25 protein-coding genes are annotated in these 23489 nt (G+C 59.8%); 11 read left to right on the plus strand and 14 right to left on the minus strand.

What is annotated here, in order from left to right; all coding sequences use genetic code 11:
- Window positions 1-42: 42 nt before the first annotated feature.
- Complete coding sequence (locus tag H8F21_RS18340; RefSeq protein ID WP_203480518.1) at window positions 43-921, plus strand: LysR substrate-binding domain-containing protein; 879 nt, start codon at window positions 43-45, stop codon at window positions 919-921.
- Here the strand turns inward: H8F21_RS18340 and H8F21_RS18345 are convergent.
- Entirely contained in the window at window positions 909-1526 is a 618-nt protein-coding gene (locus H8F21_RS18345; RefSeq protein WP_203480516.1) for a YcbK family protein, read from the minus strand. The two genes, H8F21_RS18340 and H8F21_RS18345, sit on opposite strands and share 13 nt — an antisense overlap.
- Before the next feature lie 87 nt (window positions 1527-1613).
- Here H8F21_RS18345 and H8F21_RS18350 point away from each other — a divergent pair, with 87 nt between their 5' ends.
- Window positions 1614-2753 (plus strand): hypothetical protein, encoded by a 1140-nt coding sequence (locus H8F21_RS18350; RefSeq protein WP_203480513.1) that lies wholly within the window; start codon window positions 1614-1616, stop codon window positions 2751-2753.
- 67 nt (window positions 2754-2820) lie between these two features.
- Here H8F21_RS18350 and can read toward each other — a convergent pair whose 3' ends face one another.
- Complete coding sequence (gene can, locus H8F21_RS18355) at window positions 2821-3459, minus strand: carbonate dehydratase (protein WP_203480510.1); 639 nt, start codon at window positions 3457-3459, stop codon at window positions 2821-2823.
- A 118-nt stretch (window positions 3460-3577) separates the two neighbouring features.
- On the opposite strand from can, the gene H8F21_RS18360 reads away from it, so the two are divergent.
- Window positions 3578-3901 carry a serine kinase/phosphatase gene (locus H8F21_RS18360; protein ID WP_203480507.1) on the plus strand — a complete coding sequence of 108 codons (324 nt, stop codon included), beginning with the start codon at window positions 3578-3580 and terminating at the stop codon, window positions 3899-3901.
- Between the two features lie 5 nt (window positions 3902-3906).
- Here H8F21_RS18360 and rimI read toward each other — a convergent pair whose 3' ends face one another.
- Window positions 3907-4359: a ribosomal protein S18-alanine N-acetyltransferase gene (rimI, locus tag H8F21_RS18365; protein WP_203480504.1), complete on the minus strand. Its 453-nt coding sequence runs from the start codon at window positions 4357-4359 to the stop codon at window positions 3907-3909.
- Entirely contained in the window at window positions 4352-5143 is a 792-nt protein-coding gene (locus H8F21_RS18370) for an energy transducer TonB (RefSeq protein WP_203480501.1), read from the minus strand. The genes rimI and H8F21_RS18370 overlap by 8 nt, the downstream gene beginning before the upstream one ends.
- 179 nt (window positions 5144-5322) lie before the next feature.
- Here H8F21_RS18370 and mksB point away from each other — a divergent pair, with 179 nt between their 5' ends.
- Genes mksB through mksF form a run of 3 tightly spaced genes read left to right on the plus strand, consistent with a single transcriptional unit; the run spans window position 5323 to window position 10122 of the window.
- The gene (gene mksB, locus H8F21_RS18375) at window positions 5323-6600 is read left to right on the plus strand and encodes an Mks condensin complex protein MksB (RefSeq protein WP_203480499.1); all 1278 of its coding nucleotides are present in this window, start codon (window positions 5323-5325) and stop codon (window positions 6598-6600) included.
- On the plus strand, window positions 6590-7291 hold the full coding sequence (mksE, locus tag H8F21_RS18380) for an Mks condensin complex protein MksE (RefSeq protein WP_203480497.1): 702 nt from the start codon (window positions 6590-6592) through the stop codon (window positions 7289-7291). Before mksB ends, mksE begins: the two co-directional genes overlap by 11 nt.
- Window positions 7288-10122, plus strand: a complete 2835-nt coding sequence (mksF, locus tag H8F21_RS18385; RefSeq protein WP_203480494.1) for an Mks condensin complex protein MksF — start codon at window positions 7288-7290, stop codon at window positions 10120-10122. Before mksE ends, mksF begins: the two co-directional genes overlap by 4 nt.
- A 65-nt stretch (window positions 10123-10187) precedes the next feature.
- Here the strand turns inward: mksF and H8F21_RS18390 are convergent, their stop codons facing one another.
- From H8F21_RS18390 to rplU, 5 genes are all read right to left on the minus strand, one after another.
- The gene (locus tag H8F21_RS18390) at window positions 10188-10646 is read right to left on the minus strand and encodes a CreA family protein (RefSeq protein WP_203480672.1); all 459 of its coding nucleotides are present in this window, start codon (window positions 10644-10646) and stop codon (window positions 10188-10190) included.
- Window positions 10647-10653: 7 nt separating this feature from the next.
- Window positions 10654-11772, minus strand: coding sequence for a glutamate 5-kinase (proB, locus tag H8F21_RS18395; RefSeq protein WP_203480491.1), 1119 nt, complete (start codon window positions 11770-11772; stop codon window positions 10654-10656).
- Between the two features lie 75 nt (window positions 11773-11847).
- Window positions 11848-13071, minus strand: coding sequence for an Obg family GTPase CgtA (gene cgtA / locus H8F21_RS18400; protein WP_203480488.1), 1224 nt, complete (start codon window positions 13069-13071; stop codon window positions 11848-11850).
- Window positions 13072-13264: 193 nt separating this feature from the next.
- Window positions 13265-13522: a 50S ribosomal protein L27 gene (gene rpmA / locus H8F21_RS18405; RefSeq protein WP_045187979.1), complete on the minus strand. Its 258-nt coding sequence runs from the start codon at window positions 13520-13522 to the stop codon at window positions 13265-13267.
- Window positions 13523-13555: 33 nt separating this feature from the next.
- The gene (gene rplU, locus H8F21_RS18410; protein WP_010225695.1) at window positions 13556-13867 is read right to left on the minus strand and encodes a 50S ribosomal protein L21; all 312 of its coding nucleotides are present in this window, start codon (window positions 13865-13867) and stop codon (window positions 13556-13558) included.
- Window positions 13868-14119: 252 nt separating this feature from the next.
- Here rplU and H8F21_RS18415 point away from each other — a divergent pair, with 252 nt between their 5' ends.
- From H8F21_RS18415 to H8F21_RS18425, 3 genes are all read left to right on the plus strand, one after another.
- The gene (locus H8F21_RS18415) at window positions 14120-15088 is read left to right on the plus strand and encodes a polyprenyl synthetase family protein (protein WP_136478216.1); all 969 of its coding nucleotides are present in this window, start codon (window positions 14120-14122) and stop codon (window positions 15086-15088) included.
- A 134-nt stretch (window positions 15089-15222) separates the two neighbouring features.
- On the plus strand, window positions 15223-15564 hold the full coding sequence (locus H8F21_RS18420) for a zinc ribbon domain-containing protein YjdM (RefSeq protein ID WP_203480471.1): 342 nt from the start codon (window positions 15223-15225) through the stop codon (window positions 15562-15564).
- A 132-nt stretch (window positions 15565-15696) separates the two neighbouring features.
- A complete protein-coding gene (locus H8F21_RS18425; protein ID WP_203585134.1) occupies window positions 15697-15945 on the plus strand; it encodes a PA4570 family protein in 249 nt (82 codons plus the stop codon).
- A 73-nt stretch (window positions 15946-16018) separates the two neighbouring features.
- Here the strand turns inward: H8F21_RS18425 and H8F21_RS18430 are convergent, their stop codons facing one another.
- The 5 genes from H8F21_RS18430 to H8F21_RS18450 form a co-directional block, all read right to left on the minus strand.
- Window positions 16019-16636 (minus strand): FKBP-type peptidyl-prolyl cis-trans isomerase, encoded by a 618-nt coding sequence (locus H8F21_RS18430; RefSeq protein ID WP_136478219.1) that lies wholly within the window; start codon window positions 16634-16636, stop codon window positions 16019-16021.
- A gap of 86 nt (window positions 16637-16722) precedes the next feature.
- Window positions 16723-17028 carry a DUF6482 family protein gene (locus tag H8F21_RS18435; RefSeq protein ID WP_136478220.1) on the minus strand — a complete coding sequence of 102 codons (306 nt, stop codon included), beginning with the start codon at window positions 17026-17028 and terminating at the stop codon, window positions 16723-16725.
- A gap of 148 nt (window positions 17029-17176) precedes the next feature.
- On the minus strand, window positions 17177-17665 hold the full coding sequence (locus H8F21_RS18440; RefSeq protein WP_038614811.1) for a TIGR00645 family protein: 489 nt from the start codon (window positions 17663-17665) through the stop codon (window positions 17177-17179).
- Window positions 17666-17787: 122 nt separating this feature from the next.
- Window positions 17788-18129: a PA4575 family protein gene (locus H8F21_RS18445; RefSeq protein ID WP_136478221.1), complete on the minus strand. Its 342-nt coding sequence runs from the start codon at window positions 18127-18129 to the stop codon at window positions 17788-17790.
- Window positions 18130-18289: 160 nt separating this feature from the next.
- Window positions 18290-20728 carry a Lon protease family protein gene (locus tag H8F21_RS18450; RefSeq protein WP_203480467.1) on the minus strand — a complete coding sequence of 813 codons (2439 nt, stop codon included), beginning with the start codon at window positions 20726-20728 and terminating at the stop codon, window positions 18290-18292.
- 277 nt (window positions 20729-21005) lie between these two features.
- On the opposite strand from H8F21_RS18450, the gene H8F21_RS18455 reads away from it, so the two are divergent.
- Together H8F21_RS18455 and H8F21_RS18460 are read left to right on the plus strand one after the other, a co-directional pair.
- Window positions 21006-21494, plus strand: coding sequence for a DUF3015 domain-containing protein (locus H8F21_RS18455; protein WP_203480465.1), 489 nt, complete (start codon window positions 21006-21008; stop codon window positions 21492-21494).
- 75 nt (window positions 21495-21569) lie between these two features.
- Complete coding sequence (locus tag H8F21_RS18460) at window positions 21570-23423, plus strand: DUF7840 domain-containing protein (protein WP_203585135.1); 1854 nt, start codon at window positions 21570-21572, stop codon at window positions 23421-23423.
- Window positions 23424-23489 lie beyond the last annotated feature (66 nt).

Here is a 23489-nt window from a genome sequence, read left to right on the forward strand (position 1 = left end):
GCGATTTATAGTGCAGCAAATCCGCTAGTTTTCCTCACAGATATGAAACTGCCCGCACTTTCGGCCTTTCGCTACTTCGACGTCGCCGCGCAGACCGAAAGCTTCGTCCGCGCAGCCGACATACTTAACGTTACCCACGGGGCGGTCAGCCGCCAGATTCGTCTGCTGGAAGAGTCACTGGGGGTGACGCTGTTCGAGCGCCGCAACCGCGCCGTGTTTCTCACCCCTGCCGGTCGCGCCCTGCATGGCACCACCCTGTCGGTCTTCGAACAGCTGCAAGGCGCGGTCTACCGCCTCCAACAGCAAACCCGTGAGAATGTGCTGGTGCTGTCCTGCGAGCCGACCATCGCGATGAAATGGCTGATTCCCCGCCTGCCCGACTTTCATGCCGCCCACCCCGACATCCACCTGCATCTGGTGGCTGCCGGCGGCCCTGTCGATTTTTCGCGAAGCGGTGTCGACCTGGCGTTACGGCGTGACGATTTTCACTGGGAAGCCGGCCTTCACGCAGTGAAGATCTGCGATGAATGGGTGGGGCCGGTAAGCACCACCAACCTGACTATTGCGAGTCATGGACTGGGTGGCCTGCGCTTGCTGCACAGTGCCTCACGCCCCAGTGCCTGGAACACCTGGCTGGGCTTGACCGGCCAATCAGCCAAGGACACCCGCCGCGCCGATTACGAGCATTTCTACCTGTGTATACAGGCCGCCGTGGCCGGACTGGGTGTAGCCATGGCTTCATTCCTGATGGTGGCGGACGAAATCGCCAGCGGCCAACTGCATGCTCCGCACAGCTTTATTCGCGATCAATCGGCGTACTACCTGCTGTGCCCTCCCAGCATGGCCAACGACGAAAAGTGCCTGCGTTTCACCCAATGGATCAGTGCACAAGCCGCCACTTGCCTGGCTCATTTGCTCTGAGGCGTAGTGCCAGCCGGCAACGTACAGAAAGAAGAATGGGCGCTGAAATCCCCACCCCAGGTGCGAAATCCAGCAGTATCGATATGAATACGCCCCGAAGGATAACGACCCAGCCCCATGTTCCAGGCTTTGCCCTGAGCCTGCCAGAAGCTGCATAGCGGCCTCGGGTCGGCCCCCGGAGGCAGCAATACATCCACGGCAAACGCCCGCATATGGGCACTATCGATTGCACCACCTGCACAGCGATTGAGCCGCGGATCACGGTACGTGGAGACCACTTCATAGCGCCGCAATACGCCTTGATCCGCCAACGTCTTGAGCAACTGCAGTGTAGAACGCACCGCTGGCCACTGGGCGGCGGGCGCCACCGCGAAAGGCTCGGCGGAGCACAAGCGCCAGTCACTGGCACTGCGCAGCAACTGATAGATCGGCACGACGCCATACAGGCGCGCATCCACCAGCATTTGCCGAAACGCCCGGGTTTCATGATCGCCTGCCCACTGGGCAAACAAATACACATCCCTCTGGTCGGCGCTTGCCTGAGCGCCGTACAACAACGTCAATAAAAGCCCTGCATGGATCCCAGCCCTACGCCACCCCAACATTCGCATCTTCTCCTTCCCAATCCCCGGGAAACGCCTCCAGTATGGCCTGCGCTCCCACTCTGGGGAGCTACTGACAAGGAGTTAAGCATGTACAAGACAGTTCGATGGGTCCTTGGCCTGACAGCCCTGGCTTGCAGCGCAACTGCGCTGGCCGACGCCCAACTTAACCTAGGCAGTACGGAGCGTGTGACCCGGCTGTTCGCTTATCCCAACAACTGCAATGTCATATGCTTTCGCGACTGGAGCCTGGAACAGACAGTCGAGCATTACCTGACCATGAGCGTTCAGCGCGATGGCTATACCGCTGCCACGGTGCGGGTCAGCCGTGACAACAACAATCTGCATGCTGACATTCAGGGTGTTCCCGGTAGCTACAGCGCGCCCTTGGCGGCCTTGCTCGACACTGGCGAGCTGGCCTATCAAGGTGCCAGGCGCCTGAACAGCGACGGCAAGTGGGCCTATAGCTGGAACCTGTTCCTGCCGCTGGGCATGGCTCTGGAGAACCGTCGCAGCATCGAGTTGCTGCACTTCCCGCCAGACTACTCACTGACCCAGGCCCAAGACTATCTGCGTTCCAACACCACCGATCGCTGGGCGACGCTACTGACCTACAACGGCATTGTTGCTGAACAGACACCGGCCTATCAGACCATCATCGACATTGCCCCGATCGCCGCGCCCGCCAGCGCCGGCAAGGATCTGGAAGGTGTGTATGGGTACTTCAAGGATTACCAGCTACGCATGGTCAAAGAGTTCACCCGCAACGCCGATGGGGCCGCCCTGCCGATGGTCGCGTTCGGTGCGCCGGTGCGCAATTGGATCGAGCAACAATACGGCCCAGCGCTCAGCGTATTGGGACTGGTAAGCATCAGCCCTCAGAGCGGTCAACAGGTGCCGGTGCTCGGCGCCAACCACCCAAGCGCGATCTGGTATGCCGCTGACAAGAAAAACCACGATGGCGATCAAGATAAAGCCGATCAGGCAGGCTTGAAAATGATGGGCCAGGACTTGAGTGCCGCCTGCTGGCAGGCCGGCATGGGTCACAACCCGCACGCGGATGCCCAGGCGACGCTGAACGCATGCACGCAAAAGTGGCAAGTGACGGCGAAGAAGCAGACGTGCGAATTGTACTTCCGCACAGTGGCCAAGATGACCCCGGATCAGGCCAGCGCCAAGTGCAACACCGGATCGATAACCCGGAGCCTGCGCGAACTGAAGAAGGCGTGAGCATCGTCGTGGGACAAGCCCACGGGCTAGCGATTGCCCTGTGGGTTTGCCCTCGACACGATCTTACTCAGTCCTGCGGACGCAACCGATACTGTGGCGGCAATTGGTCCAGGCCACTGATGGTTGCATTCAAACTTTTCCAGCGTCCGTCCTTGATACCGTAGATGCAGCCATGAATCGACAGGCTCTGCCCTCGGTGCCAGGCATTCTGGACGATAGTGGTGTGACCAACGTTAGCCACCTGCTGGATCACGTTGAGCTCGCAGAGACGATCGACACGTTCTTCTTCGGTGGGCAATTGCGCCAATTCGCCGCGCTTTTCGTAATACAGGTCTCGAATCGAGCGCAGCCAACCATCGATCAGGCCCAACTGACGATCCTGCATCGACGCCCGGACACCGCCGCAACCGTAGTGCCCGGTGACCAGGATATGTTTCACCTTGAGTACGTCCACCGCGTACTGGATCACCGACAGACAGTTCAAGTCGGTGTGCAGTACCACGTTGGCTACGTTGCGATGAACAAACAGGTCGCCTGGCAACATGCCGACGATCTCGTTCGCCGGAACACGCGCATCCGAGCAGCCGATCCAGAGGAACTCAGGCGTCTGCTGACGCGCAAGCTTGGCAAAGAAATCCGGATCCTGCTGTTTGATCGCATCGGCCCAGCGCTCGTTGTTATCAATCAGTTCTTGTAGATCGTGCATGGTCAAGCCTCGTGGTTGATGCCCATTTGTGACTGGCGCAAGCCCGTTCGGGTCACGCTTTGGAATCTTCCGGCAGTCGTTGGGTCCACCCTTTACAGCCACCCGCAGGAGACTGACCATGACCCAACCCCATCGTCCGCCACACGCTCCCGAACCAGCCCCGATCGACGACAACGAAGACCGCATGGGCTCGATGCAAGAGCTGCACTTTGATGAGAATACTCCCAACGTCGACAGCGGTTTCGATCCAACCGACGACGACCTCGAACCTGAAACGCTGATTCCCGAGGATGGAGCACGCTCCCCGTCGGAGCCAGGCGCAAATCATCCGGCAGATTGGGACCTGAGCGTGGTCGATGAAAGCGAAATTGGTGGCGGCGACGGCCTTGATGAGGCCGAACTGGCTCGCCGCGACCCGCTGGACGGCAAGCCAGAGCGCTAAGTGCCCTAATCGATCAAGGTACAGGCCATTACCAGGGCATCTTCCCGACCGCCAGCGACCGGATAATAGTCACGACGTCGGCCGATTTCATTAAAGCCATAGCGCTCGTACAGGCGATACGCAGACTGGTTGCTGGCGCGTACCTCAAGGAAGCACTCACGACCGTTCATCTCGTAGGCGCGCTTCATCAGCTCTTCAAGCAGGCGTAGGCCCAGGCCCCGGCCTTGGCTTTCCGGCTTGACGGTGATGTTGAGCAGGTGCGCCTCGTCGATGATCACATTGATCACGCCGTGGCCCACCTGCTGTTCGCCTTCGAACATCAGCCAGATTTCATAGGACTTGAGCCCGTCGAGGAATATTCCGCGGGTCCAGGGGTGGCTGAAGGCTGCGTATTCGATCTTCAGTACGGCTTCCAGATCCGCCTCGGTCATCCGGCGGAAGCTGATTGTGTCACTCATCACTTGGTTTCCAGCGCGCCATAAGCCGGCGCATGGCTTGCCAGACGTGCGCCTTGCGCTGCGGCTCGTCCATCAACAATTCGAGGCCGGGTAAGGCCCAGGCAGTGCCCAGCCCTTCAATCGGCAACTCGCGATAATAAGCTTCGGCGTCCGCCTCACCGGCAAAACGCACGGCGGGCAGGCCAATCAGCCATAAGCAGGCACAGGGTGTGTCTTCAAGCCGGGCCTGGATGAAGCCCTGGACAAAATCGGTCGCCGCTTGTGGGCCCTGGTCGAGATTTCCGCGCACCAGCAACGGCCAACGCACCGGCTCGCCAATGATCTGCGGGCTATCGGGCAGCCCGGCGGCACGCAGCATGTCCTTGAGCAACAGGTAGGAAGGGTCACGGCTCTGGAACGCCTCACCCGTAGCCAGTTCCACCAGCAGCAGGCAGTTGCCAGCACGCAGCAACTGCAGCGAAAAACGCGGCGGTGCAACCGGCTTCGGTTTGGCCACCTCGGTCGCAGGCTCGGTTTTCTCTACTGGCTTACTGGCTGTCTTGGCGCTGCTGCCAGGGCGTGGAATCTCGATCTTCGGTCGCTCGCCACTGCGCGCAACCGGCGCATTGACCGCCACCCGTGCCGGCTGTGCCGGCGCCTCGTCGAACTCGGGCACGGCCTCAGGCACCAGCGCCAGCAACAACTCCGGGCGCGAAGGGGCAGCGAACGGCAGTTCGGTACGCGGCAGCCAATGCACCACTTGCATGGCATTGAGATAAGCGCGGCGGCGGGACTCGATTAACAAGAAGGATCGGCCATCTGTGGATAAGTCAGGGACGATATTCTACCGTTGTTCGCGCGTCGGCGCCGCTGTTGATCGGCAGAAAACCGCCCGACAGCAGCTTCAAGCGATCAGGGGGTGAATCGACAGGCACTTGATGCAGTACAATCGGCGCTTTTATTTGGCAACGAGTCGACCCGCCAATGATCGAACCCAAGCGCGTCCTGCGCGCCCTAGCCGAACACTGGGCCCTGCTTGAGCCGTTGTGCGAACGCTTCGACGGGGGCACCCTGAGCCTCGGCGAACTGCGCCAGCAACTGGCCAACCAGCAGTTGGAGAGCACGCCCCAGGACATTACCAGCCTGCTCGACGTGTGGATCCGTCTGGATATTCTGGTGCCCGTGGCGAAAAGCCCCAACCGTTTCGAGCTCAACGCCCAGATCCACGACTTCCTCGCTTACCTGCGCCGCGAGCACCGCCTGGGCCTGTGCCTGGAAATCGAAGCCTACTTGCGCCACCTGGAACGTCTCGCCGGACACATTCAGGACGCCTTCGAAATTCGCGACGGTAACGATCTGGCACGCCAGCTGCGTCTGCTGGACATGCGTGTGCGCGACGTCTTGAAAAAACTCGATAACGACGAGCAGGCCCTGGTTGCCGTGGCCGAACGCGCCAAGACCAGCGACCGCCAGATCCCTCTGCGCCAGCGCTATGCCGAAGTACTGGCCACCTGGGACGAATACGTCGAGCCGATGATCCAGCTGGTCAACGCCGATGGCGCATTCGAACAGGGTGTACGCAAGGTCGAGACCGTCCTGCTGCGCCTGCTTGGCGAACAGGCACGCCTGGGGCACCTGGTTGACGACGATATGCTCCTGCGCACCCATGCCCGCATCCTCGAGATGCAAACCAGCGCCCAGTTGACCCTGCGCCATGCTCGCGAACTGCTGTTGCCGCTGCGTGAAGAAGCGCGCCGTCACAACGCCGTAACCCGTGGCGCGGCCCTGGCGCTCTCGGTCATCCGCCGCAAAGGCCTGGACGCGGTGCCGCAAGCGGCGATGCCAATGTTCACTCGGCCACAAAGTACGTTTCTTGGCAGCGCCAGCCAGGTCGAAGCCTATGTTTACGCCCTGGCCCGCTTCGAACCCAAGCCTGCGCAATTCCCGAAAGCACACAAAACCCGCAAGGGCGAAACACCGCGAGCGCCGCGCACCGTCAAGGAAATGCTCGAACGCTGCGAAAACGCCCTGCCGCTGCCCGACCTGATGGTCTGGTTGCTGGAGCAAGAGCCCGAAGGCGCCACCGACGAGCTGTTGTATTGGTTCTCACGCCTGTCCCGGGAAAAGCGCTTTAGCCGCGAACGCCTGGAGCGCTGTGAATACACCACCCGCGAACACCTGGTCAGCCTGCGCTCGTTCGCCCTGACATCGAGCCGCGAACCATCGCCTGAGCCTACTGCGAGCCCTGCCAATGCATCTTGATCTTTCCGAACTGCCACAGCTCGCACCGATCTTCCGCGAGTTGTTCAAGGGCTTTCATATCAGCCGCCGCGACCCGGAGCTGTACGCCCAACTGTCGAACTTCCAGGACCAGTACCGTGGCCTGTTCAAAGCCCTTGGCTTCGAACTGGTATGTGATACCCGCGGTTTCTATTACTTCGTCCCGGACCTGGCCGCCGCCCAGGTAAACAAGACCGCCCAGCGCCTGTCGCTGTTCACCTTCATCCTGGTCGAGCATCTGGCCGACCAGGGCCGCGACCCAATGTCGGTGCTCGACGGAGGCAGCCTTGGCCGTGATGAATTGCCGTCGATGCTGGAGAAGTACCGCGACCTGTTTATCCAGGCTGAAGTACAGACGCCGGATGAGCTGGAAGAAAAAATCATGCGGCGCATGACCCAGCTCGGTTTCGCCCATGAAGAAAACGGCATCTACCGCTTCCTGCCACCGATGCACCGTTTCCTTGATGTCTGCCTGTCGGTCCAGCAGGACCGGGACCTGGCCGCCAGCCTGCACAGCAATCTGCCGCTGCCAACACCGGTATTGGTCGAGGAAGAGAGCCCCGAAGAACTCAACAAGACTGACGATCCGCTCGACCTCAGCCCGTTCGAAGAAAGCGAAGAGGACGCCTTGGCCCGAGCCATCGCCGAAGAGCAACAGGAGATTGACGCATGAGCCAGGAACGCTACGGCATTCGCCGCTTCGCATTGCTCAACACCGCCGGCTACAGCCTCGGCCTGTTCCCCCTGGAACACCCGTTGTCGGTCTACGGTGCCAACAACCTGGGCAAGAGTGCCTCGATCAACGCTCTGCAGTTTCCGATTCTGGCGCGCATGTCCGACATGAGCTTCGGCAAGTACAGCCTCGAGCAGTCGCGCCGCTTCTACTTCGCCAGCGACACCAGCTATATTCTTTGCGAGGTCAACCTGCCCCACGGTCCTCACGTGATCGGCGTGGTCGGTCGCGGCCCGGGCGGCGGTTTCGGCCACCAGTTCTTTGCCTATGCCGGTGAGTTGGACCTGGCTCACTACCAGAAGAACGACACCTGCCTGCGCCAGAAAGAGCTGTTCAGCAACCTTGAGCGCAATGGCCTCAAGGCCTACGAGCTCAAGCCTGACGAACTGCGTCGTCTACTGGTCGGTGGCCATACCACCATTCCGCTGGATCTCACCCTGATCCCGCTGCGCTCCACCAGCGAACAAAGCCTGAAGACTTTCCGCGCCCTGTTCATCAACCTGCTGCACATGCGTGAAATCACTGCCGCCAAGCTCAAACAGCTGTTCCTCGATGCCTTCGAGCACAGCCTGCGCTCAGGCAGCGTCGACTACATTGCCGCTTGCGAAGAAGCCTTCCGCGATGTGCGCCGCATGGAGCAAGACTATAACTCGCTGGTCGCCGCCGGTCCGCTGGTCGAAGCCCTGGCCAACGGCGTGGCCCAGCGCGACATTCTGCGCGGCAAGCTGCATCGGCTGTCGCCGCTGCTCGACTCGCTGCTTGGCACCTGGCAGGACTACGCCAGTGCGCGCAAGGAAGAACTGGTCATTCAGGCCGAGCACTACAAGAACGAACAAGACAGCCTGCAGAACGATCAGCGTGGCGGTACCCAGGAACTGATGCGCCTGGAGCGCGAGATCACTGGCGTGCAGCGCTGGCTCGGCGAGCTGTCGGTACTCAAGCACCGCTTTGCCCTGGTCGACGACGTCAAGGTACTGGAGCAGCAACTGCTGGCCGCCAAGGACGCCCACGACGAACTGGCCGGCGCCCTGGCCCAGTCGCGTCAGTTCAGCGCCGAAGACCTCGAAGAGCGTCTGCGTGAGCTGGAGAAACGCCTCAAGTCGGTCAAGCAGCAGCTCGACCATGCCGACAACAACAGCTATGCCCGTCTGCGCGAAGAATTCTCCCAACAGGATGTCGAGCGCCTGATGCGCCTGTTCAACGGCGCGCTGTTCAGCCTGCCGTTGGGCGAACGTGGCATCGAGCTGGATGACAGCGACGTCTGGGTCAAATCCCTGGAAGCGGTGCTGGACGGATTCAAAGGCGAACGTTTCGAAGTGCCTGGCCTCTCCATCGACCTGTCGCATATCGAGCCCCCTGCCCTGCAGGCCCTGGCCGATCGCGCTGCACTGCGTGACCAGAAAGAACGCCTGGAGAAAGAGCTTAAACAACTCAAGACCCAACAAGCCGTCAGCGCGGATCGCGCCGCCAGCAAAACCCAGACCGAAGCCCTGTACCAGCAAGTGCTGGATGCGCAAAAGGCCCTGGAAGACTTCCGTCGCAGCCAGACACTGACTGCAGAAGAAGGCGACAAGCTAGAACAACTGGCGCAGATGGAAGCCGCCCAGGACGAATTGAAACGCTCCAGCGACGCCTTCACCGAGCGCGTTCAACAGCTATCGGCCAAGCTGCAACTCGTCGGCCGGCAGATCGCCGACATGGAAGCCAAGCAGCGCACCCTTGACGACGCCTTGCGCCGTCGCCAGCTGCTGCCCGCCGACCTGCCTTTCGGTACGCCGTTCATGGAGCCGGTAGACGACTCTATGGATAACCTGCTGCCCCTGCTCAACGATTATCAGGACAGCTGGCAAGGCTTGCTGCGCGTTGATGGCCAGATCGAAGCGCTGTACGCCCAGGTACGCCTCAAGGGCGTGGCCAAGTTCGACAGCGAAGACGACATGGAACGCCGTCTGCAACTGCTGATCAACGCCTACTCGCACCGCACCGAGGAAGCCCTGACCCTGGGCAAGGCGCGCCGTGCAGCGGTGACCGATATCGCCCGGACCTTGCGCAACATCCGTAGCGACTATGACAGCCTTGAACACCAGTTGGCCTTGTTCAACCGCGAGATCAACAAACGTCAGGTTTCCAACCTGCAGAGCTTCCGCATTGTTCTGGCCCCGAACAAAGAAGCACTCAAGCACATCGACCAAATTATCCACAGCGCCGGACAGTACGAAGAAGGCGAAACGCTGTCGGTGTTTGACCTTAACGCAAGCGCCGAGCAGGACAACAAGAACGAAGAGGCCAAGGAGTACCTGGCGCGGCTGGTAGCGGCAAACCACAACCAGTTGGGCCTGAAGGACCTGTTCGAGCTGGCCTTTGAAATCACCAAGGTCGGTGGTCAGCCAGTGATCCACACCGACATCGACGGTGCGGCATCCAACGGCACCACCATGACCATCAAGGCGCTGACCAACATGTATTTGTTGCTGCACCTGATGGACCGTGACCTGGCTGGCCGCGTACGCCTGCCCTACTACCTCGACGAAGCGGCCGACATCGACGAACGCAACCAGGCGGCATTGCTGGAAACCAGTCTGCAGTTGGGCTTCGTGCCGATTCTGGCGAGCGTGAAGCCACAGGTGTCGGCACATGTTGCCATCGACCTGGAAGGCGGTAGCGGACCGAACGGGATCTACATCGACGAAGCGGACTGGAAGTACATCAGCCGCCGCGACGTGGAAAAGGCAGTGGTGCGCAACGAAGAAGAGGAAGAGGCTTCAGCGTAAGGTCGATCGCCGGTTAAGCCCGCACCGTGGGAGCGGGTTTGTCCGGCGATGCGTTGAGCCCGGTGTTACTGGGCCCAAGGCAGGATAGGAATCGCGGTGACCGCATTCTGCGGGCTGCCTTCAATCAGGCGGTCCGAGTACACCAGGTACACCAGGGTGTTGCGCTTCTTGTCGAGGAAGCGCACAACCTGCATCGTCTTGAATACCAGCGAAGTGCGCTCCTTGAACACTTCGTCACCGTCCTTGAGCTGCTCCTTGAAGCGAATCGGCCCAACCTGGCGGCACGCAATCGACGCTTCGGCACGGTCTTCAGCCAGACCCAAGCCACCTTTCACGCCACCGGTCTTGGCCCGCGACAGGTAACAGGTCACGCCTTCCACTTTCGGATCGTCGAACGCTTCTACGACGATACGGTCGTTCGGCCCGACAAACTTGAACACGGTCGACACCTGGCCAATTTCTTCGGCCGATGCCAGCACCGGCAATGCCAGCAGCGCGGCTGCCACAATTCCCTTGAACACAATTATTTCCTCAGACCAGAATCAGGTTGTCGCGGTGTACCAGCTCCGGCTCGGCGATGTAGCCCAACAAACCTTCGATGGCTTCAGACGACTGTCCGATGATTTTTTGTGCTTCCAGCGCACTGTAATTGGCCAGGCCGCGAGCGACTTCCAGACCATCAGGCCCCACGCACACGACCATCTCGCCACGGCGGAAGCTGCCTTGCACCGTTTTGACCCCTACCGGCAGCAGGCTCTTGTTGGCTTGGCGCAGGGCGTTGACTGCTCCCTCGTCGAGCACCAGGGTGCCACGGGTCTGCAGGTGGCCGGCCAGCCACTGCTTGCGCGCTGCAAGCATGCCACGCTCAGGTGACAGCAGGGTGCCAAGGCGTTCGCCGGCCTTGAGACGGTCGAGTACGCGCTCCAGACGACCACCAACGATGATGGTATGGGCACCGGAGCGCGCTGCCAGGCGAGCAGCACGCAGCTTGGTCTGCATGCCTCCACGTCCCAACGCACCACCGGTGCCACCGGCTACGGCATCCAGGCTCGGATCGTCGGCACGGGCTTCGTAGATCAGTTGCGCGTCGGGGTTGTTACGCGGGTCGGCATCAAACATACCGTCACGGTCGGTGAGAATCACCAACAGGTCTGCCTCGACCAGGTTGGCCACCAGCGCGGCCAAGGTGTCGTTGTCACCAAAACGAATCTCGTCGGTGACCACCGTGTCGTTTTCATTGATTACCGGCACCACGCCCAGCTCCACGAGCGTGCGCAACGTGCTGCGGGCGTTGAGGTAACGCTTACGATCCGAGAGGTCGTCGTGGGTCAGGAGGATCTGCGCGGTATGCCGGCCATGCTCGGCAAAACTCGACTCCCAGGCCTGCACCAGCCCCATCTGGCCAATCGAAGCTGCAGCCTGCAGCTCATTCATGGCGCTCGGTCGTTTGGCCCAGCCCAGGCGGCTCATCCCGGCGGCAACCGCCCCGGACGACACCAGTACCAGCTCAACACCCGCCTCATGCAACGCCACCATCTGCTCGACCCAGACACCCATGGCCGCACGATCCAGACCCTTGCCATCGGCGGTCAACAGCGCACTGCCGATTTTCACCACCCAGCGCTGCGCACCCGTCACCTTGCTCCGCATCTTCTTCCAACCTATATAGATCTTTAGATACTAAAACGCCGCTCCAGAGAGCGGCGTTTAGTGTACTGCAACGAATCAGTCGCGCACGTAAATGATTTCCGGACCGTCTTCCTCGTCATCATCCCAATCGTCGTCATCGTCGTCGCCGATGTCGTGCACGCTCTTGACGCCGCTACGGCGCAAGGCGCGAGCATCGTCGAGCGCCTGCAACTGGGCACGGGCTTCGTCTTCAATACGCTGGTCGAGGTCAGCCAGTTCGTCGGCATAGGCCGGATCGTTGGCCAGACGGTCGGCGCGGTCTTCGAGGTAGCGCATGATGTCGCGGCTGAGCTGTTCGGTGCCTTGCTTGGAGATTGCCGAGATCACGTAGACCGGGCCTTCCCACTGCAAACGCTCGACCACTTCCTTGACGCGCTCGTCGCGCTCGTCGTCCATCAGCATGTCGGTCTTGTTCAGCACCAACCAACGATCACGCTCGGCCAGCGACGGGCTGAAGCGGGTCAGTTCGTTGACGATGACTTCGGCGGCATCGGCACTGCTGCTTTCATCCAGCGGGGCCAGGTCAACGAGATGCAACAGCAGGCGAGTACGCGCCAGGTGCTTGAGGAAACGAATGCCCAGGCCAGCTCCATCGGACGCGCCTTCGATCAAGCCGGGAATGTCGGCAATTACGAAACTCTTCCAGCGGTCGACACTGACCACACCCAGGTTTGGCACCAAGGTAGTGAACGGGTAGTCGGCAACTTTCGGCTTGGCAGCCGAGACCGAACGGATAAAGGTGCTCTTGCCGGCATTCGGCAAGCCCAGCAGACCGACGTCGGCCAGCACTTTCATTTCCAGCTTCAGGTCACGCTGCTCACCCGGCTTGCCCGGAGTGGTCTGGCGTGGCGCACGGTTGGTACTGGATTTGAAACGGGTGTTGCCCAGACCGTGCCAGCCGCCCTGAACCACCATCAGCTTCTGACCTGGCTTGACCAGGTCGCCGATCACTTCCTGGGTAGCGGAGTCAATTACGGTCGTGCCCACTGGCACACGCAAAACCAGGTCATCACCCTTCTTGCCAGTGCAGTCGGTGCTGCCGCCGTTGGAGCCACGCTGGGCTTCAAAGTGACGGGTGTAACGGTAGTCAACCAGGGTATTGAGGTTTTCGTCGGCGACCATGAACACCGAACCACCGTCGCCACCGTCACCGCCGTTGGGACCACCATTTTCAATGAATTTCTCGCGGCGGAAGCTCATGCAACCGTTACCGCCATCACCGGCTTTGACCCGGATCGATACTTCGTCAACAAACTTCATAAAAACCGCCTCTCGTCAGCTTGACGAGCTGAGTGACACAAAGACATAAGGCTCTTGCAAAAGTGAGCGCGGCGGCCCCCGTCAACGACCGAAACACCAGCGCCGGCAGCCCATACAAACAGCTTTGCAAGAGACTCACCCCACAAACGAAAAAGCCCCGTCGCGAGACAGGGCTTTTCCAGCGTCAACGCGATCAGGCCGCGACGATGCTCACGTAACGACGACCGAAGGCGCCTTTAACTTCAAACTTGATCTTACCCTCGATCTTGGCGAACAGGGTGTGATCTTTACCCATGCCAACGCCGTAGCCAGCGTGGAATTGGGTGCCGCGCTGACGCACGATGATGTTGCCAGGAACGATAGCCTGGCCGCCATACATCTTCACGCCAAGGCGTTTGGCTTCTGAGTCGCGACCGTTACGGGTACTACCACCAGCTTTTTTATGTGCCATGGTTCAATTCTCCAGAAATGGGGATTTAGGCGATTAAGCCGAAATACCGGTGATCTTGATTTCGGTGAACCACTGGCGGTGGCCCATACGCTTCATGTGGTGCTTACGGCGGCGGAACTTGATGATGCGCACTTTGTCGTGACGACCTTGCGAGATCACTTCAGCAACAACCTTGGCACCAGCAACAACTGGAGCGCCGATGTTCACGTCGTCGCCATTGGCAACCAACAGAACGCGGTCGAAAGTAACGGATTCGCCAGTGGCGATTTCCAGTTTTTCGATTTTCAGGTATTCACCTTCGGCGACTTTGTACTGCTTGCCACCGGTAACAATTACTGCGTACATGGGTATTTCTCCGATAATCCTGCTCACCCAGCTCTTTATAGTAAGAGTATTGGCTGGCATGGCTGCATAGGGCTGGAACGGCCCAGTGCAATTGCGTAAGGCAGGTGCTGCCCAGGAAGTTCAGGGTGCGCGATTGTACGCAAGGCGTGCGTCCCTTGCAAGTCCCGCCCCCTGCGTGCCGGGACCGTGCCTTGACAGGCCGGGACCCGCGACCTAGCATGCCGCGCAACCTTTATGGAGCACCTGTGGCCGATGCAACCCCAAGCTTTCTACCGTGCGGTAGCGGATGACTTCAGCGCCGTTGACGAGATTATCAAGAAACAGCTGACTTCGCGTGTACCGCTGGTATCGAAAATCGGCGACTACATCACTTCAGCTGGTGGCAAGCGCTTGCGCCCGTTGCTGGTCCTGCTGTGCGGCAAGGCCCTTGGTCGCGAAGGCGACGACGTGCGCCTGCTGGCCGCCACCATCGAATTCCTGCACACCGCCACCTTGCTGCATGACGACGTCGTCGACATGTCCGGCATGCGCCGCGGCCGCTCCACGGCCAACGCCTTGTGGGGCAACGCCCCCAGCGTGCTGGTGGGTGACTTCCTCTATTCGCGCTCGTTCGAAATGATGGTCGAACTGGGCTCGATGCCGGTCATGCAGATTCTCTCCAAGGCCACCCGCGTGATCGCCGAAGGCGAAGTCCTGCAGCTGTCCAAGGTACGCGACGCCAGCACCACCGAAGAAGTCTACATGGACGTCATTCGCGGCAAGACCGCGATGTTGTTCGAAGCGTCGACCCACAGCGCCGCTGCCCTCGCCCAGGCGACACCTGAGCAGAGCGAGGCCCTGCGCACCTTCGGTGATCACCTCGGTGTCGCGTTCCAGCTAGTCGACGACCTGCTCGACTACAAGGGCGATGCTCAGACCCTGGGCAAGAACGTCGGCGACGACCTGGCCGAAGGCAAGCCAACCCTGCCGCTGATCTACACCATGCGTGAAGGCACCCCCGAGCAGGCGGCACTGGTACGCCAGGCCATCCAGAAAGGCGGCATCGAAGACCTCGAGAGCATCCGTGCTGCGGTCGAAGCCTCTGGCTCGCTGGATTACACCGCGCAACTGGCCCGCGACTATGTAGCCCGTGCCATCACCTGCCTGGAAGTGCTGCCAGCCAGCGAATACCGCGACGCCCTGGTGGAACTGAGCGAATTCGCAGTCGCCCGCACCCACTGATCAGCGCCTCCCCAATCGCGGGGCAACCCCGTTCCCACTGTGGGCGCGGGCTTGCCCCGCGATTGCATTCGCCCCCCAGGCAACAAAACCCTATATAATGTAGGTTTTGTACCTGTACGTCTTGAGGAACCCTAGTGAGCACTTTGCCACCCTGCCCTAAATGCAACTCCGAATACACCTACGAAGATGGCGTCCAACTGATCTGCCCCGAGTGTGCACACGAGTGGTCCGCCGCTGGTGAAACCGAGGCAACCAGCGATGAAGCAGTCAAGAAGGATTCGGTGGGCAACGTCCTGCAGGACGGCGATACCATCACTGTGATCAAGGACCTGAAAGTCAAAGGTACTTCGCTGGTGGTCAAGGTCGGCACCAAGGTCAAGAACATCCGCCTGTGCGACGGCGACCATGACATCGATTGCAAGATCGACGGCATCGGCCCGATGAAGCTGAAATCCGAATTCGTCCGCAAGGTCTGACCCTGCTGGTTTCGAGGCTGGCGCCCAGCCTCGAAACAACTTGCTGCACCATTGGGCGCTTTTTTACCAATAGACCCTTGCTATTTTGATAATAAGAATTATTCTCATTGGACGCTTCCAAGGAGAATAGCCATGACTTATCTGATAGACGCCTGGCTTGATCGGCCCCACCCTTACCTTCGTATCCTGCACCGGGAAACCGGCGAAGTCTGTGCCGTGCTCGAACAAGAAGCACTGGACGAACTGCGCGAACAGGGTGACCTGGATATCAATGGTTTGAACTCAAGTGAGCCGATAGTGCTCAAGGAACTGGTGAGGAACCTGTTCCTGTTCTGCTACGCACGGGCGTTGCGCCCTGGCGGTGGTACCGAGTGGAACTGAACAGCATCGCGGGGCGAGCCCGCCCCCACAGCAGTTACAACCCTGTGGGAATGAGCTGGCCCCACGATAGGTCTTACAGGACGTCCAGCAGCTCGACGTCGAATACCAGTACGCTGTGCGGCGGAATGCTGCCAACGCCCTGAGCGCCGTAAGCCAGCTCGCTCGGAACGTACAGGCGCCACTTGCTGCCGGCATTCATCAGTTGCAGAGCTTCGGTCCAGCCTGCGATCACGCCGCCAACCGGGAATTCAGCTGGCTGGCCGCGCTCGTAGGAGCTGTCGAAGACGGTGCCGTCGATCAGGGTGCCGTGGTAGTGGGTGCGAACGCTGTCGTCGCGGCTTGGCTTGGCGCCTTCGCCTGCGGTCAGCACTTCGAACTGCAGACCCGAAGCCAGGGTGGTAATGCCGTCACGCTTGGCGTTTTCGGCCAAGAATGCTTTGCCTTCGCCAGCAGCCGCTTCGGCCTTGGCAGCCGCTTCAGCCTGCATTACTTCACGGATGACCTTGAAGCTGGCCGACAGGTCTTCTTCGCTGACGCGGCTGTCTTTGCCGTTGAATGCGTCGGTCAGGCCGGCCAGGATGGCGTCCAGGTTAACGCCCGGTGGCGGGTTGTCGCGCAGTTGGCCACCCAGCTGACGGCCGATGCCGTAGCTGACGCGAGTTTCGTCGGTAGACAGGTTGATTTCGGACATTTGCTTGCTCCGCTGCAGGGCGCACGACAACCGCGCCCTTTATGAAAAGGGCGAGCAGCCTAGCACACTGCGGCAACGCAGTTCAGCTACCAGGCGGAACGTCGAGGCATCGGTATTTTCATATCGCCATCGCCGGCACTGCTGCCTCCGCACATCTCGTCATCCATCGACCAATGGACAAGGTGCACAGGCACGGCGGGCAAACCATTGAGCAGACGTTGCGCATCGACCACCGAATGCACTTTCAGACGCTGCCCCTGCGTATCAGAAAGGGGGTGGGCATGGCCTTTGACACGGGCCTCAAGAATGAAGTCGCCGCCTTCGATGGCAATCAGGTTGAGCTCTTCCACATGACCGGCCTTGGCCTCAGTGTTCAGTTGTTGAAGGTTCATTGCGATACCTCGCTACTGGAACGTGGAGCAGGCACTTCGAGTGACGGTTCATTTTTTGTACAGCACGCGCCAAAGCACAAGGCAAAAATACAACCGCCCGTCCGTTTTGCAACGCACGGGCGGTCAGGTAATACGCCTCGCAGAGCGATCAGTGCTTGGTCAGTTTATCCAGATAGCCCATCGCGAATGCCGAAACCACGAAGGTCATGTGGATGATCACGTACCACATCAAGTACTCCGTCTCGATGTTGCGCGCATCCATGAAGACCCGCAGCAGATGGATCGAGGAAATTGCCACGATCGATGCCGCAACCTTCATCTTCAGCGAAGATGAGTCCATCTTGCCCAACCAGTTGAGCTTTTCCTTGTCTTCGTCGATGTCCAGTTGCGAGACAAAGTTCTCGTAGCCGGAAATCATCACCATCACCAACAGACCGCCCACCAGCGCCATGTCGATCAGTGACAGGATCACCAGGATCAGGTCGGCTTCGGCCAGGGAGAAGATATTGGGCAATACATGGAAGATCTCTTGGAAGAACTTCAGTGCCAGCGCCAACAGGCCCAACGACAGACCAAAATAGATCGGAGCGAGCAGCCAGCGCGAGGCATACATCGCATTTTCGATAATACGTTCCATTGATAACTCGTCAGGTGGCATTAAAAGCGAACAGGAGTATAAACAGCCAGCCATGACAGAAAAAGCCCGTGGCACGTTGACACAGGCAGTACCGGGCTAGATTGGCGGTCCGGAGGAACGCTTCAGGTTTCCGGGTGGAACTGGAAATCACCGACATGGTGGACGCGCTCGCCATTGATCCGGCGAAGCTGTGCTTGCAGATGCACGCACCAGATCTGCGGGTCGTCAGCCAACTGATAGCCGTGAAGGGTCAAGCTGTCGACGATGGCATCGAGTACCGATTCGGCCACGAAAGGCCCATGAAACGGCCCTTGAGCCTTGATCGCGGAAGGTTGTTCGCCCGCCATCCCAGCGGCAAAAAGAAGGGTCCACATGCCGTTGTCGCCGGCCAGCGGACGAATACTGCATTCAATGCGAGTCACCAGGCCCAGGCATTGACGAGTAAGGCTGAGGCTGCGCGGCATGGCGTCGATCCTCGGTAAAACCCTTGTTCAACCCTGCGCACAGGGCTGTTTCATTCCTGTAGTGACTACAGTCCTTAATGTGAAGAATAGAAGAGATTTGCTTTCGCGTGGAAAAACCGGCGCCCAGCGGTCACAACCGCTGGGGCGCCGATAATTTGACTCAGGACGATTTGACCTGGGCCAAGGCCAGTTCGGCCTGCTCTTTCTCGGCCTCCTTGAGGTCTTCCTCACTGATCATCTCGGCAATCACTCGCAGGCGTTCGACCACACGGGCGTTGACACTGCCTTCGGGGAATTCGCCCTCGGCATTCGGCTCGCCAGCAGGCTCGCCTACCAGCAGGCTCAAGGCTTCGTCGGCCTGGCTGACCGCGTAGACATGGAACATGCCAGCCCGTACGGCCTGCAGAACCCGTTCATCCAGCATCAAGGTGGCAACGTTGGCGCGCGGGATGATTGCGCCCTGCTCGCCCGTCAGACCTCGTGCTTCACACAGCCGGAAGAAACCTTCGATTTTCTCGTTGACCCCACCGACCGCCTGCACCTCGCCGAACTGGTTGATCGAGCCGGTGATCGCGAAGCACTGCTTGAGTGGCGTCTTCGACAGGGCTGAAATCAGTGTGCACGCCTCACCCAGCGATGCACTGTCACCGTCCACATATCCGTAGGACTGTTCCAGGGCAATACTTGCCGAAATTGCCAGCGGGAATTCCTGGGCATAACGGCTTCCCAGATAGCCGGTGAGGATCATTACCCCTTTGGAGTGAATCGGCTGGCCAAGGTTGACCTCACGTTCGATATCGACAATACCGCTGCCACCTGGATAGACCGTAGCGGATATGCGCGCCGGCACACCAAAGGCCGAATCCCCGACCTCCAGTACGGTAAGACCGTTGCATTTGCCTACCGCAGCCCCTTCGGTATCGATGAGGATGATGCCGGCGAGCATGTCGTCGAGGATTCGCGCCGACACTCGACCGGTACGGGTAGCCTTGGCCTTGAGCGCCCGCTCGATATGACCGACATCGGTCATCTCGTCGCTGGCCAAGTGACGGATGAAGTCTGCCTCACTGACCAACTGGAACAGATCGCCAATACGCGCGGACAGGCGCCCCTGGTTTTCAGCCAGGCGTGCGCTGTAGGTCGCCAGACGCGCCACGGCATCCCCGGTAAGCGGCGCCATGCCCTCTTCGCTGGTACGGGTCTTGAGCAACTGGGCGAACTGCTCCAGGCTTTCATCGACCATTGGAATGTCTTCATCGAAGTCCACCAGCACCCGGAACATCTCCTGGAAGTCCGGGTCGTGGTCTTGCAGCGCGTAGTAGAGCTGGCGCGAACCGATGATCACCACCTTGATGTTCAGCGGCAGCGTTTGCGGATTGAGGGTGATGGTAGCCAAGCGGCCGTATTCACCCAGCGGCGACTCCATTTTCAGCTTGCGCGATTGCAGCGCTCGCTTGAGCGCGTCCCAGACAAAGGGCTCGCCAAGCATCTTCTCGGCTTCAAGAATCAAGAACCCACCGTTGGCCCGATGCAGGGCGCCGGGGCGCAACTGACGATAGGTGGTGTACAGGGCACCCTGGTCGGTGCTGTATTCGATCCGACCAAACAGATTGTCATAGGTCGGGTGCGGCTCGAACACTACCGGCGCACCACCACTGACGTGATGGCCAACCACCAGACTAGGCGCATACTGCTCTTCCAGAAGCTTGCGCGCCTGGGCGTCGGTCTTGCTGTCATCGACCAGTTGCTCAACCACTGTGCGCAACAGATACACCTGCATGGCCTGCAGGTAAGCGCAGACGGCCGCATTTTCCGCGTATTTTTCCGACAGCGGCGCCAACAACGGCTGCAGCGCCAGGGTAATGGTTTCTTCGTTCAGCTGACGCAACTGATTGTTCGACTCACGCTTCCACTGCGGCAGGCTGGCGAGCTCTTCGTTGAGACGCTCCTCCAGATCAGCGATATCGTCATGAAAGCGCTCGCGCAGGGCCTCGGGCAACTGCGCAAACTCTGCCTCATCCAGTGCCTTGCCATCGGCCATCGGCGTAAACGCCACGTTGCTGCTATCGCGGTACAAGGCGACGTCTTTCTCCAGCGACGCACGCTCGATCACATCCAGCGCGCGGTCGTATCGCTGGTTGAAAGCGCGGTCGATGGCGCTTTTCTTCTGCTGGTAGGACGGATGCTCAAACACCGCCGGAAAGGTTGCCAGCAAATTGTCGATCAAACCGTTAATGTCACAAATGAACGAACCTGCGCTGCCGGGCGGTAGCTCCAGGGCCCGCGGTTCGCGAGGGTCATCGAAATTGTTGACGTAGACCCAGTCCGAAGGCGTCTGCAAGCGCTTGCCTTCGGCCTTGAGGTACCGTTTGACGAACGAGAATCGCCCGGTACCGGGCTCACCCATGACAAATACGTTGTACCCAGGACGAGGCATGGCGACGCCAAACTGCAAGGCTTCGACAGCACGTTCCTGGCCAAGCACACCGCGAAAAGGCTCCAAATCATTGGTGGTGGAAAAGGCGAACTGTTCGGCGGAAAACGGCCGGGTCAAGGCTTCTGGCGCAAGACGCAGGCTCGCAGCAACAGGATCGGGCATCGGGCTTCCTTACTTCGGCGGGGCAGATGAAAGCATTCTGGCGCCGCCTGCCCGCGCCTTGCAAGGCTCATCGGAACAATATGTCGCAGGGGCGAAAACCTGCGTCCCGTCAACTTCCTCAGCAATTTTTCGCAATAAATCACGGAACCCTTAGATCGTGCCTAAACTCCATTACTGCGCGGCTGGGTAAATAACCGACCCGCCCCTGGCACTCTGCTGACAGATATGCCAGACAACCCTGACCTTTGGTATCTACGACTAGAAAGAGAACAAAGCTATGAAACGGATTCTTCTGGGTACTCTGTTCACCGCGGTCTCTCTCAACGCCATGGCCCAGGCCCCTGGTGGACCTGACTGCGGCTGGGGCAACATGCTGTTCGAGGGCCAACGAGGCACACCGGCCCACTTCCTCGCATCCACCACCAACGGTACCTCCGGCAACGCCACGTTCGGCATGACCTCAGGCACTAATGGCTGCTCGACCAATGCAGCGCTGACCTATGGCGGTAAATCCTGGTTCGCCATGAACGGGATGATGAACGAGCTCTCCGAAGATATGGCCAAGGGCCAGGGTGAAGCCCTGACCACCTACGCCGTGGTACTCGGCGTGGCCCCAGAAGACCGTGCGCACTTTGCCACTGTCACCCATCAACACTTCCAGGAAATCTTCAAGACTGCGGATGTGACCGCCGAAGATGTCCACAGCAACACACTGGCCATTCTGAAAAGCGATCCACGCCTGGCCAAGTACGCTACCCAGGCTTAAGCTCGGCCACCCGCCCCACACCGGGGCGGGTTGTTTCCTGCCTCTATCGGCATCATTCAGACTTAGTTGCCCGACATGCTCAAACGCCTTGCCTACCTGACGCTCTGTGCCTGCGCCCCGCTGGATGCTGCCCCCTCGATCGATGAATCCCGCCTCTCCCAATTGGCTGCCGATCGTTACTGGATTTCCTTGGGCCACTACGAAACAGCCAAGCTCGGCGGCTGGCGCAGCTATGTCGATGACCGGCGTTTTTTCCTTGCCGAGGACGGAGCGCACCATCCCGACCAGGAGCTGCGTGCCACTGTTGCGGCGCTGTATGCCCCCGCAAGCCTTGGCGATAAGCACGCACAATGTGTATTTCCGGCACGCACCCGCTGGCTGCGTGAGCAACTGCAACTCACCGACCTGCCTGCACCCGACTGCAAGGAATACACGCAGTGGTACAAGGATGTTTCACCACATAGCGCGGTAATGATCTTTCCGGCGGCCTACCTCAACAGCCCGTCCTCGATGTTCGGCCACACGCTGCTGCGCATCGATCAGGCCGACGTGCAGAGCAACGAGACGGCCCTGCTCAGCTATGCGGTCAACTTCGGTGCCTACATTGAAGGCAACGACAACAGTATTCTTTATGCTTGGAAAGGCCTGATGGGTGGATATCCGGGGTTGTTCGCCCTGGTGCCCTATCAGGAAAAGCTCGCCGAATACCGCAGTCTGGAAAACCGCGACCTGTGGGAGTACCGGCTCAACCTTACGCCGGAAGAAACCGGACGCATGGTCGAGCATATCTGGGAGCTCAAGCAGATCCAGTTCGACTACTTCTTCTTCGACGAAAACTGCTCCTATCGCCTGCTGGAACTGCTCCAGGTGGCCCGCCCCAGCCTGGACTTGACTTCACAGTTCCCGCTTACGGCAATCCCCACCGACACTGTCAAGGCGGTCAAACAGTCTGGCCTGGTGGAGCGTATAGATTACCGGCCCTCACGCGAGCGCGAACTGCTTGAGCGGGCCAAGCCTCTGGACGCCAGCGAGCAACAGCAAGTGCTGACGATAAGCGCCGATACCACGCAGTTGCAGAGCCCCGCGTTCACCGCCCTGCCCCGCGAGCGCCAAGCCTTGATACAAGATGCCGCCTACCGACTGGAACGCTATCGGGCCAACGGTCAGGAACGTGACCCTGCGCGAACCCAGCGCAGTTTCGAATTGCTGCGAGCCATCAACCGTAATCCAGCACCAGAACTGGACATCGAGCGACCGGGTCTGCCCGAAGACGGCCATCAGTCCCGCACCTGGCAGCTAGGCGCAGGCACTCGCGAAGACCGCGCCTTTGCAGAGTATGGTCTGCGCATGGCGTATCACGACCTCAACGACAACGCGTACAGCTTCCCGCTCGGCGCGCAGATCGAAATTCTGCAACTCAAGGTACGCCAGTACGAAGGCAACGACTGGCAGGTACAACGCCTGGACCTTGCCACCATCCGCTCGATGACACCGCGCAACACACTGCTGCAGCCGTGGTCGTGGCAGGTTACCGGCGGTCTTGAGCGCGTACTGGGCAAGCATGAGGATGAAGTGCTGGTCAGTCACGTCAACGGCGGCGCAGGGGGCACCTGGCAGCTGGCTGACGAGTTGCTTGGCTTTGCCCTGGGTACGGTGAGGGTTGAGCACAATAACGACTTTGCCGAATTCATTTCTCCGGCAGCAGGCTTCAACACCGGCCTGCTTTGGCGCAACCCGTTGGGCACTTTGAGCCTTGAAGGCAAAGGCGATTATTTCACCAATGGCGAGGTCCGCCGCAGTTTGAGCCTGAACCAGCAATGGGAACTGTCCCGCGACCTGGGCTTGCGTCTCAGCGCCAAGCGCGAATTCAGTCAGTTGGCAACGGCGCAGAACGAACTGATGCTGGAATTGAAGTGGTACTACTACTAGGCCGAGATAGCCCAACACCTTGATCACATCCTTTTGACACCGTACCGACAAGCCACGCCCTAGACT

The sequence above is a fragment of the Pseudomonas arcuscaelestis genome, from assembly GCF_016881005.1.
Classification (GTDB): Bacteria; Pseudomonadota; Gammaproteobacteria; order Pseudomonadales; family Pseudomonadaceae; genus Aquipseudomonas; species Aquipseudomonas arcuscaelestis.